Raw genomic sequence first — 7831 nt, 5'->3', positions numbered from 1 at the left:
CGTTCACAGCCGAGCCAGCTGCTGCTCCAGCTGCTGGTGCAGCGCCACGGCGGCCTCCTCGGTGAGGACCAGGCGCGGATGACGGGTCTCGAGGGACTCGATCACCACCCACGAGCGGGCCTCGCCGACGTGGCGGCCGAGGTGGATGCCCAGGGTCAGGGACGCCAGCGAGGCGGTCATCGGGACCTGGTCGCCGGAGCCGGCGATGGCGGCGAACAGCGACGGCTCGCTCTGGTGGTAACGATCCTCGGGGTGGTCGTCCTCCTCGTGGGCGCGCACGCACCACGGCGGGCACGGCTCGTCGAGCCAGGTCGGTGAGCTGCTGCCCGTCACGTGCCACCCCCAAGTCGTCGTCGAGTCCTGGAACGTACGGGAGACCGTCGACATCGGCGCCGTCGGAGCGTTCGTTGTCCACAGATCCGCCAGTTCTCGAATCAAAACCATACGCGTATGGTCGCAAACAGGTGGGTGGGTGCGAATGATGATGGGCGTGGCAACCAGGCGAACAGACTTCACGTGGGAGACCTACGCGCGCGAGCTGGGGCACAACCTGCACCGGGCCCGGGTGGCCAAGGACCTGAGCCAGGAACGCGTGGCGCACCTGGCCGGGCTGGCGGGTTACACGTACCAGAAGTTCGAGAAGGGCGAGTCCCGCCCCGGTACGCCGATGAACCCGCGACTGAACACGCTGCTCTCGCTCAGCCAGGTGCTCGAGGTCCCGCTGGTCGACCTCCTGCCGGACTTCGATCCCGAGGTCCTCGAAGGCCAGCGCTGATGGCGCGCAGCGTCTACGTCACCTCCCCGGAGGGCCACACCGGCAAGTCGTCCGTCGCTCTCGGACTCGTCGAGCTCTTCGCGGCCCAGGTCCGGGTCGGCGTCTTCCGGCCGATCGCCCGTGCCGACGAGCACAGCGACTCCGTGCTCACCCTGTTGCTCGGGCACGACGGGGTCGACCTGGACTACGACCAGTGCATCGGGGTCACCTACGACGACGTCCACGCCGACCCGGAGGCCGCCCTGGCGCGGATCATCGAGCGCTATCGCCGCATCGAGGACCTCTGCGACGTGGTCGTGATCGTCGGGTCGGACTACACCGACATCGCCGGGCCGGCCGAGCTGGCCTACAACGCGCGGATCGCCGCCAACCTCGGATCCGCTGTCGTGCTGGTCGTCTCCGCCGTGCAGCGCCACGCCGGCGACGTACGCCAGATGGTCGACATCGCGACCGCGGAGCTCCGCGCCGGGCACGCCGAGGTCGTGGCCGTGGTTGCCAACCGGGCCGACCCGGCGGAGCTGGACGCGGTGAAGGCGGCGCTCGAAGGCGTCACGGTCCCGACCTGGGTGATGCCGAACGTCCCACTGCTGTCGGCGCCCACCCTCGGTGACCTGGTCGAGGCCGTGGACGGCGCGTTGCTCGCCGGTGATCCCGAGCTGCTCGAGCGCGAGGCCGAGCACATCATCGTCGGCGGCATGACGATGGAGCACGTCCTCGATCGTCTCGTGGACGGCGCGATCGTGGTCGTCCCGGGTGACCGCTCGGACGTCGTCCTCGCGATGGTCGCTGCCCACGCGGCCGAGGGCTTCGCATCGCTGGCCGGCCTGATCCTCAACGGCGGCTACCTCCCCTCCGATTCGGTACGACGCCTGATCGGCGGGCGGGGCCAGCGACTGCCGATCGTCACCACCTCGCTCGGCACCTTCGACGCGACGCGTCGGGTGGCCGAGACGAAGGGGCTGCTGTCGACCGGCTCGCAGCGCAAGCTCGACACGGCCCGCTCGACCTTCACCCAGCACGTGGACGGTGCGGCCCTGCTGGCGGCGGTGAACGTGCCACGGGCGGAGGTCGTCACGCCGCTGATGTTCGAGTACGACCTCATCGAACGTGCCCGTGCCGACCGACGACACGTCGTACTGCCGGAGGGTGACGACGACCGGATCCTGCGGGCCGCGAGCACCCTGCTCGCCCGCGAGGTCGCGGACCTGACCATCCTCGGCGACGAGGCGGCAGTCCGCGCCCGCGGCAGCGAGCTCGGCCTCGACCTGGCGGCCGCGAAGGTGCTGTCACCGACGGATCCCGAGCTGCGTGACCGCTTCGCCGGCGTCTACGCGGAGCTGCGGGCAGCCAAGGGGATGACGGTCGACCGGGCCCGAGAGATCGTCTCCGACGTCTCCTACTTCGGCACCCTGATGGTGCACCTCGGCCTGGCCGACGGCATGGTCTCGGGTGCCCGGCACACCACCGCGCACACCATCAAGCCGTCGTTCGAGATCGTGAAGACCGTCGAGGGTGTCTCGATCGTGTCCTCGGTGTTCTTCATGTGCCTGGAGGACCGGGTCCTCGTCTACGGCGACTGCGCCGTCAACCCGGACCCGACCGCCGAGCAGCTGGCCGACATCGCGATCTCCTCGGCGGCGACGGCCGCCCTGTTCGGCGTGACGCCGCGGATCGCGATGCTGTCCTACTCGACGGGCGAGTCCGGATCCGGAGCCGACGTCGACAAGGTGCGCAAGGCGACCGAACTGGTGCACGCGAGGGCGCCGCACCTCGTCGTCGACGGCCCGATCCAGTACGACGCGGCCGTCGACCTGTCGGTCGCGAAGACGAAGCTCCCGGACTCCGAGGTCGCGGGCAAGGCGACGGTCTTCATCTTCCCGGACCTCAACACGGGCAACAACACCTACAAGGCCGTGCAGCGCTCCGCCGGTGCCGTGGCCGTCGGTCCGGTGCTGCAGGGCCTGCGCAAGCCGGTCAACGACCTGTCACGAGGTGCGCTCGTGCAGGACATCGTCAACACCGTCGCGATCACCGCGATCCAGGCGCAGGGCCCGTCATGACGACCCGGGTGCTGGTGGTCAACTCCGGCTCCTCGTCGTTGAAGTACCAGGTCGTCGATGCCGTGGACGGTGACGTGCTCGCGACCGGCCTCGTCGAGCGGATCGGTGCGGCGGGCGGGGTGATCACGCACGAGGTGCAGGGGGAGAAGTTCGTCCTCGACCGCGTCGTACCCGATCACGAGGCTGCCATGGCACTGATGACGGAGGCGTTCGGCGCCCACGGACCCCAGCTGCACGAGGTCGGCCTGATCGCCGTCGGGCATCGCGTGGTGCAGGGCGGAGAGGAGTACGGCCGCCCGGTCGTCATCGACGACGACGTGGTGCGGGTCGTGACCGAGCTGGTCGACCTGGCGCCGCTGCACAACCCGGCCAACCTGGCGGGGATCCGGGTGGCCCGCGCTGAGTTCCCGGACCTGCCGCACGTCGCGGTCTTCGACACCTCCTTCCACAGCACGATGCCGGCCCGTGCGTACACCTACGCGATCGACGCCGAGGTGGCACGCGAGCACCGGGTCCGTCGCTACGGGTTCCACGGGACCTCGCACGCCTACGTCTCGCGGGAGGCCGCGCGCCTGCTGGGCCGCGCACCGGCCGATGCCAACGTGATCGTGCTGCACCTCGGCAACGGGGCGTCCGCGACCGCCGTCCGCGGCGGCGAGTCCGTCGACACGTCGATGGGCCTGACCCCGCTCGAGGGCCTCGTGATGGGCACGCGCAGCGGTGACGTCGACCCGGCCATCGTCTTCCACCTGGCCCGGACCGCAGGCATGGACATCGATGACATCGACGACCTGCTCAACAAGCGGTCGGGGGTCCTGGGGCTGTCGGGTCGACAGGACATGCGTGACCTCGTCGCTGCCGCCGAGGGCGGTGACGCTGCGGCCGAGCAGGCGCTCGACGTCTACTGCTACCGCCTGCGCAAGTACGTCGGCGCCTACACCGCCGCACTCGGTCGGGTCGACGCCGTCGTCTTCACCGCCGGGGTGGGGGAGAACTCCGCACCGGTGCGCGCCCGGGCGCTCGCCGGGCTGGAGGTGCTGGGGATCGAGCTCGACCTCGACGCCAATGCGGCGCCCGGCCGGACCGCGCGTGACGTCGCGACCCCGGGCTCGCGGGTGCGGGTGCTCGTCGTACCGACGAATGAAGAGCTGGAGATCGCCCGCCAGGCGGCCGAGGTCGTCAACCGCTGATCACGAGCAGCACGGCGCCGCCGCCGACGAGCGCGACGCCGAGCCACTGCAGGCCCGAGAGGGACTCGCCGAGCAGGGCCACGCCGAAGATCGCGACGAGCACGACGCTGAGCTTGTCGACCGGCGCGACCAAGGAGGCGTCGCCGAGCTTGAGCGCGCGGAAGTAGCAGATCCACGAGGCTCCGGTGGCGAGGCCGGAGAGCACGAGGAAGATCCACGTCCTGCTGCTCAGGTCGCCGGGGGAGTGGAACTTGCCGAGCGCGACCAGGATCAGGCCGAGGGTCAGCAGGATGACGATCGTGCGGATGAAGGTGGCGACATCGGAGTCGACCTCCTTGACGCCCACCTTCGCGAAGATCGCGGTCAGCGCCGCGAACACGGCGGACAGGAGCGCCCAGAACCACCAGGTCGAGGTCAGCTCCACCGGACACCTCCGCAACGTCATACGTCCCGAGGGCGAGCACCCTCGGGACGTATGACGTTATCGGCTCCGGATCACTTCACCTCGGAGCGGCGCAGGAACCACACGCCGATGACCAGCGGCACCACGATCCAGATGGCCGCCGTGGAGCCGAGCATCGCCCATTCCTTGGCGGTGTCGGTGGCACCCTCGAAGAGGTTGACCTGACTGGTGTTCCAGTCGATCCACGGCTGCAGGTCCGAGAACCAGTCGCGCACCTCGGCCAGCAGGACGAGGATGCCCGGCATCACCAGGGACACCACGAAGTAGCCGACGATCGCGGCCGGGGAGTTGCGCAGGACGACGCCGAGGGTGAAGCCGATCGCCATGCCCACCAGGTTGCCCAGCACGATCTGCGGAACGGTCGCGAAGGGGATGTTCCAGACCGTGTCGAGACCGACGACGGCGGATCCGACGAGGTTGCCGAGGGCGCCGACCGCGAAGGCGACGGCCATCGAGACGACACCGACCAGGAAGGTGGCGGTGGCCTTCGCCGCGATCACCCGGCCCCGGCTGGGCACGAGGGTGAACGTGGTGAGGCCGCTGCGCTGGCTCCACTCGCTCGTGACGCCGAGGATCGCGATCATCGGCAGGATGATCGACATGGGGAAGCCGATCGCCGTCGCGAAGCTCTCGTAGGTGATCTGGTCGTCGGGGGCGAACACGATCACCGCAGCGGTCGCGATGACCGAGAGCGCCGCGACGCTCACCATCAACCAGGTGCCCGAGCGGGTGTCGAACATCTTGCGCAGCTCCACGTTGAGCACGCGGCGGAACGGCGTGGCTGCGGGGACGGCACGGGCGGGAACGACGGCGGCCGGCGCCGCGCCCACGCCCGTGCGGACGCCCACGGTGGTGTCGGTCATGGCTCACTTCACCTCGGAGCGCAGCACCAGGCGCAGGCCGATTGCGAGCGGCAGCACGATCCAGAGCAGCGACGTGAAGCCGAGCTGCGTCCACTCCTGGCCGGTGAGGTTGGTGTCGAACAGCAGGAAGCGGGTCTGGTTCAGGTCGAACCATCCGGCGTTGTCGGCCCACCACTCCTGCGCCGCGCCGAGTGCGCCCGAGAGGCCGGGGAGCACCAGGTTGACGACGAAGTAGCCGACGATCGCGGCCGGCGAGTTGCGGAACAGCAGGCCCAGCGCGAAGCCGAGGAGCATGCCGAGCTCGTTGGCGAGCACGATCTGGGCGAAGGTCGAACCTGCGATGTCCCACACCGGGTCGGTGCCGTTGATCGCCGCGGTGACCAGGTTGCCGACCGCACCCACGCCGAGGGCCACCAGCATCGACACGGCGCCGATGACCAGGGTGTTGAGCAGCTTCGCGCCCAGGACGGTACGACGGTTCGGCACCAGCGTGAAGGTGGTCAGTGCCGTGCGCTGGCTCCACTCGCTGGTCACCGCGAGCACGCCGATGATCGGCAGCAGGATCGACATGGGGCTGCCCACCGCGGCGGCGAACGAGTCGAAGGTGAGGTCCTCGCGATCGCCGAGGACGATCGTGAGCACGGTCGCGATCACGGAGGCGATGACGATGCTCGCCATCAACCAGAACCCCGAGCGGGTGTCGAACATCTTGCGGAGCTCGACGTTGAGCACCCGGGTGAACGGGATCCGTGGAGGGGCGGGACGGACGTCCGTGCGGCTCGGCGCCACGACGTCCCGGGGGGCGAGGGTGGTGGCGGTCATGCCGCTGCTCCTTCGTGGTCGGTGTGGCTCGCGACGTCGCGCTGGCTCTCGGCCGTGAGCGCGAGGAACATCTCCTCGAGGCCGGCGCCTTCGGCGGCGCGGAGCTCGGTGACGGGGATGCCGGCAGCGAACGCGGCCTGGCCGACGCGGGCGAGCTCGGCCTCGGCCAGCACGGCGCCGCCCGAGGTCGGGCGGGCAGTGATGCCGGCAGCCGTCAGGGCGGTGGCCAGGGCGACGCCGTCGGTCGCACGGACCAGGGTGCCGGCGCCGGCGAGCAGTTCGTCCTTGGTGCCCTGGGCGACGATCCGGCCGTTGCCGATCACGACGATGTCGTCGGCGATGACCTCGATCTCGTGCAGCAGGTGGGAGGACAGCAGCACGGTGCCGCCGTCGTCCGCGAAGCCACGGAGCAGGTCACGCATCCAGCGGATGCCGGCGGGGTCGAGGCCGTTGGCGGGCTCGTCGAGGATCAGCACCTGCGGGTTGCCCAGCAGGGCGGTACCGATGCCGAGGCGCTGGCGCATGCCGAGGGAGTAGTTGCGGACCCGGCGGCTGGCCTCGTCCGGCGTCAGGCTGACCCGCTCGAGCATCTCGTCGACGCGGGTGCGGGGCAGGCCCATGGTCAGGGCGGCGATGGTGAGGATCTCGCGGCCGGTGCGACCGGCGTGCTGCGCGGAGGCGTCCAGGAGGACGCCGACCTCGCGGCCCGGGTCGGGCAGGTCGCGGAACCGGCGGCCGAGCACGCGGACGTCGCCGCTGCCCGGTGCGGTCAGGCCGACCATGACGCGCATGGTGGTCGACTTGCCGGCACCGTTGGGGCCGAGGAACCCGGTGACCCGGCCCGGCTGCGCGGTGAACGACACGTCGTCGACGGCCTTGAAGCTGCCGTAGGACTTGGAGAGTGACTCGACTGTGATCATGTCGAGAAGACTCGCGGTCCGGGGGCGTCCACCGCGTCGGGCAGATCCCCTGAACCACCCCTGACCGGACCCTGAGGTCCCTCAGGGGTCCCGGGGTCCGCGGCGCCGGAACAACCCCGAAGCGCTCGTTGTTCGACCCCACGTGCGTATCGAGATCTGGGCTGACGTCGTGTGTCCGTGGTGCTACATCGGCAAGCGCCGGCTGGAGAAGGCCGTCGGTGGCTTCGAGCACGGCGAGGACATCGAGCTGGTCTACCGCTCCTTCGAGCTCGACCCCTTCGCGCCCGAGGTCGGCACCGAGAGCATCGCGCAGGCGCTGGGGCGCAAGTACGGCAAGGACGAGGCCGGCACCCGGGCGATGATGGCGAACGTCGATGACCTCGCCGCCGCCGAGGGGCTGGAGTTCGACTACGCCGACGCCACGCACACCCGCACGCTCAACGCCCACCGGCTGCTGCACCTCGCGAAGGACCACGAGCTCCAGCACGCGCTGCTCGAGGAGCTGCTGGCGTCGTACTTCTCCCGCGGTGAGTCGCTCGGCGACCACGACGTGCTGCGGGCGGCGGCCGCGAAGGCCGGGCTGGACGCCGCTCGCGTGGACGAGGTGCTCGCCAGCAAGGAGTACCGCGACGAGGTGATGGCCGACATCGCGCAGGCGCGGGCGTACGGCGCCAGTGGCGTCCCGTTCTTCGTCATCGACGGGCGGTTCGGGATCTCCGGGGCGCAGCCGACCGAGGT

Annotated in this window: 9 protein-coding genes; 4 read left to right on the top strand and 5 right to left on the bottom strand. The window is 70.3% G+C overall.

The genetic code is table 11. The features are described from left to right. Positions 1-3 precede the first annotated feature (3 nt). The gene (locus tag ACOADB_RS23965; RefSeq protein WP_378604693.1) at positions 4-333 is read right to left on the bottom strand and encodes a DUF6907 domain-containing protein; all 330 of its coding nucleotides are present in this window, start codon (positions 331-333) and stop codon (positions 4-6) included. A gap of 157 nt (positions 334-490) precedes the next feature. Here ACOADB_RS23965 and ACOADB_RS23960 point away from each other — a divergent pair, with 157 nt between their 5' ends. From ACOADB_RS23960 to ACOADB_RS23950, 3 genes are read left to right on the top strand one after another with little or no spacing between them, the layout of a single operon-like run. Beyond that, positions 491-775 (top strand): helix-turn-helix domain-containing protein, encoded by a 285-nt coding sequence (locus ACOADB_RS23960; protein ID WP_378604689.1) that lies wholly within the window; start codon positions 491-493, stop codon positions 773-775. Then, positions 775-2835: a phosphate acetyltransferase gene (gene pta, locus ACOADB_RS23955; RefSeq protein ID WP_378604686.1), complete on the top strand. Its 2061-nt coding sequence runs from the start codon at positions 775-777 to the stop codon at positions 2833-2835. Before ACOADB_RS23960 ends, pta begins: the two co-directional genes overlap by 1 nt. Then, entirely contained in the window at positions 2832-4025 is a 1194-nt protein-coding gene (locus tag ACOADB_RS23950) for an acetate kinase (RefSeq protein WP_378604683.1), read from the top strand. Before pta ends, ACOADB_RS23950 begins: the two co-directional genes overlap by 4 nt. On the opposite strand, the gene ACOADB_RS23945 is transcribed toward ACOADB_RS23950, so the two are convergent. The 4 genes from ACOADB_RS23945 to ACOADB_RS23930 all read right to left on the bottom strand — a co-directional run bounded on the left by ACOADB_RS23945 (position 4015) and on the right by ACOADB_RS23930 (position 7093). Continuing rightward, positions 4015-4449: an EamA family transporter gene (locus ACOADB_RS23945; RefSeq protein WP_378604680.1), complete on the bottom strand. Its 435-nt coding sequence runs from the start codon at positions 4447-4449 to the stop codon at positions 4015-4017. The two genes, ACOADB_RS23950 and ACOADB_RS23945, sit on opposite strands and share 11 nt — an antisense overlap. Before the next feature lie 71 nt (positions 4450-4520). Further along, on the bottom strand, positions 4521-5351 hold the full coding sequence (locus ACOADB_RS23940) for an ABC transporter permease (RefSeq protein WP_378604677.1): 831 nt from the start codon (positions 5349-5351) through the stop codon (positions 4521-4523). Positions 5352-5354: 3 nt separating this feature from the next. Then, positions 5355-6173, bottom strand: coding sequence for an ABC transporter permease (locus tag ACOADB_RS23935; protein ID WP_378604674.1), 819 nt, complete (start codon positions 6171-6173; stop codon positions 5355-5357). Further along, a complete protein-coding gene (locus ACOADB_RS23930) occupies positions 6170-7093 on the bottom strand; it encodes an ABC transporter ATP-binding protein (protein ID WP_378604671.1) in 924 nt (307 codons plus the stop codon). The genes ACOADB_RS23935 and ACOADB_RS23930 overlap by 4 nt, the downstream gene beginning before the upstream one ends. A 142-nt stretch (positions 7094-7235) precedes the next feature. On the opposite strand from ACOADB_RS23930, the gene ACOADB_RS23925 reads away from it, so the two are divergent. Beyond that, positions 7236-7831: DsbA family oxidoreductase (locus ACOADB_RS23925; RefSeq protein ID WP_378604668.1), on the top strand; the 596-nt coding region annotated here is incomplete at its 3' end.

This window comes from Nocardioides sp. CPCC 206348 (assembly GCF_048654705.1).
Taxonomy (GTDB): Bacteria; Actinomycetota; Actinomycetes; order Propionibacteriales; family Nocardioidaceae; genus Nocardioides.
The sequence above is the reverse complement of the archived record's forward strand: the minus strand, read 5'-3'. Positions and strand labels throughout refer to the sequence as shown.

What these genes read in the sequence shown, in the direction of transcription:
- ACOADB_RS23940 (WP_378604677.1), bottom strand. Translation starts at nt 5,351, where the DNA reads ATGACCGACACCACCGTGGGCGTCCGCACGGGCGTGGGCGCGGCGCCG.
- pta (WP_378604686.1), top strand. Translation starts at nt 775, where the DNA reads ATGGCGCGCAGCGTCTACGTCACCTCCCCGGAGGGCCACACCGGCAAG.
- ACOADB_RS23950 (WP_378604683.1), top strand. Translation starts at nt 2,832, where the DNA reads ATGACGACCCGGGTGCTGGTGGTCAACTCCGGCTCCTCGTCGTTGAAG.
- ACOADB_RS23930 (WP_378604671.1), bottom strand. Translation starts at nt 7,093, where the DNA reads ATGATCACAGTCGAGTCACTCTCCAAGTCCTACGGCAGCTTCAAGGCC.
- ACOADB_RS23935 (WP_378604674.1), bottom strand. Translation starts at nt 6,173, where the DNA reads ATGACCGCCACCACCCTCGCCCCCCGGGACGTCGTGGCGCCGAGCCGC.